Source organism: Acinetobacter sp. 742879, assembly GCF_000588535.1.
GTDB classification, from domain to species: Bacteria; Pseudomonadota; Gammaproteobacteria; order Pseudomonadales; family Moraxellaceae; genus Acinetobacter; species Acinetobacter pittii.
In genome coordinates this window covers 1-2,220 of sequence record NZ_JFYC01000034.1, presented here as the reverse complement: position 1 = coordinate 2,220, position 2,220 = coordinate 1, and the positions used below count along the sequence as shown (strand labels likewise).

Annotated in this window: 1 protein-coding gene, 3 tRNA genes and 1 pseudogene; 3 read left to right on the top strand and 2 right to left on the bottom strand. The window is 37.7% G+C overall.

Annotated elements, in window-relative coordinates; translation table 11 throughout:
- Positions 1-22: 22 nt before the first annotated feature.
- From J690_RS23420 to J690_RS23410, 3 genes are all read left to right on the top strand, one after another.
- Positions 23-99 (top strand) — tRNA-Asp (locus tag J690_RS23420).
- Between the two features lie 47 nt (positions 100-146).
- Positions 147-223: transfer RNA gene (locus tag J690_RS23415), tRNA-Asp, on the top strand.
- Between the two features lie 89 nt (positions 224-312).
- A tRNA-Val gene (locus J690_RS23410) sits at positions 313-388 on the top strand.
- Positions 389-762: 374 nt separating this feature from the next.
- Here J690_RS23410 and J690_RS23405 read toward each other — a convergent pair.
- Both J690_RS23405 and J690_RS23400 read right to left on the bottom strand, forming a co-directional pair.
- Positions 763-1,548: a YdcF family protein gene (locus J690_RS23405; protein ID WP_032038798.1), complete on the bottom strand. Its 786-nt coding sequence runs from the start codon at positions 1,546-1,548 to the stop codon at positions 763-765.
- Between the two features lie 114 nt (positions 1,549-1,662).
- A pseudogene (locus tag J690_RS23400) lies at positions 1,663-2,220 on the bottom strand (PepSY domain-containing protein); the annotation flags it as partial.

Below are 2,220 nucleotides of genomic sequence, written 5' to 3'. Positions count from 1 at the left end.
CCTTTACGTTAAGCTCTCAAGTGCAGCGGTAGTTCAGTTGGTTAGAATACCGGCCTGTCACGCCGGGGGTCGCGGGTTCGAGCCCCGTCCGCTGCGCCACTTAAGACTTAACATCGTTTACCCCACAATTTCGACATTGTGAAAGTGCAGCGGTAGTTCAGTTGGTTAGAATACCGGCCTGTCACGCCGGGGGTCGCGGGTTCGAGCCCCGTCCGCTGCGCCACTTTTCAGTTCGGGTTGTGTTTGGAAGAAGATTTGAGATGTAAAAGTTTTAAATCGAAAAATTAATAATTTATTAGTTTTTTCTTCTTGGGGCGCTTAGCTCAGTTGGTAGAGCGTCTGCCTTACAAGCAGAATGTCGGCGGTTCGATCCCGTCAGCGCCCACCATAATTTCTATCAGAAATTTAAAATTCCCTAAATTTATACTCATCTATAAATATCTTATACTTACATGTAAATTTATTTACTATGTGACTCAGTGTAGATACAACTTTTCTATTCTAAAATTAAAGCCCTTATATCTTTAAGTTATTCTTTTTATTGATCGCTAGTTTTTTAATTTTTTAGCATTGGTGTTTCTTCATGCTTTTGATGGGATTCCTCAACCTCATTAAATTGCGTTACTAGTGCTTAAAGATAAGTATCTAGCCTGTAATTACTAGTTCTAGCTAATATCAACTTTGTATTTGTATCGATCACTAATATTTTCACAAAAAAAACTGCTATTTTTTTAAATAGCAGTTTGCCGATTAAATTATTTTTTAATATTCGTTTAAAATCCATCCACTTGCATATGCGAAATATTCACGTAACCATGCATTGTAACGAGTAGCTAATGGTGTTTCTGCCGCTACCCCATAAACTTGGGTATAGCCCTGTTTCTTTGCAATTGCTATTGCTCTAGGAATATGAAAATCACTTGTCACAATAGCGATTGGCTGCTCTAAGGTAATGTGGTGCTGTTCTAATAAGGGTTTACTATTTTTTAAGTTAAGGTCTGTGCTAGTGCTTTTATCTTCAAGGATCATTTGATCTCTTGCGATATGATACTTTTGTTCAAGATAACGAGACATAACCAATGCTTCGCTTTCTTTTTCTGAAAAATCAAGACCACCTGTTAGAACAATCTGTGCTTGCTGCTGTTTTAGGGCTAGAGGGGCGGCCGTATCTAAACGTTTTGCAAGAATTGTAGATGGCTGACCATTCTCAACACCGCTTCCTAAGACAATAATTGCTTTTACTGGAGGAATATTATTTGAAGTATCTTTATTTTCTTTAATAAAGCTAAAAAAATAGCCTAAGCCAATTAACCATATCCAGAAGCATAACCATCCAAAACGCCAAAGTGTGTGTAAGCGATAGTGATAGAAGAAAAAGCGTTCTAAATGATAATAAAATAAGGAATATAGGCAGAGGAAAGCACCTAAAATTAAAGGAATAACGGTGCCTACATTAATTTTATTGAGACAAATTAGAACTAATCCATCTAGAAATAAAATCGAACCAATGATTGCTAGGAAAATACGGATCCACTTACTGACTTGCATTGTGCTTAGAGTTGCAATTTAAATTGCAGACAGTGTATGCAAAATCATTCTGAATGCAATAAAAAACCGAGTAAAGCATTTAAGCTATTACTCGGTTTTTGTTTTTATTGATCTTTAATAAACATCACGGCGGTAACGGCCTTGTTGTCTTAAATCATCTACCTGTTCTTCACCTAGAATTTCGATAAGTGCTTGATCGACTCCACTTGCCATACCATCAATACTACCGCATACATACAGAACAGCACCCCGTTCTACCCAGCTTACTAATTCTGCTGCATTCTGACGGATTACATCTTGAACATACATGCGTTGTTCTTGATCTCTCGAAAATGCTAAATCGAGGCGCTTTAACATTCCTGTGGTTTTCCATGCTTCAATGGTCGATTCATAGAAGAAATCACATGCTCTTTGACGTTCACCAAAGATTAACCAGTTTTCAGTGTAATCATGACGCGTACGGGTGTGTAATAGGCTCATTAAGCCAGCAATACCTGTTCCGTTACCAATACAAATAATAGGGCGGTTATCATCAATAAGATGGAATGATTCATTGGTACGAATACGCAAAGCAATTTCATTATTAACTTGTGTATGTTGAGTAAGCCAACCCGAACCTAAACCTAAATTACCAGACGCATCATATTGTTGACGAACAACCAAACGAAGGAC

What these genes read in the sequence shown, in the direction of transcription:
- J690_RS23405 (WP_032038798.1), bottom strand. Translation starts at nt 1,548, where the DNA reads ATGCAAGTCAGTAAGTGGATCCGTATTTTCCTAGCAATCATTGGTTCG.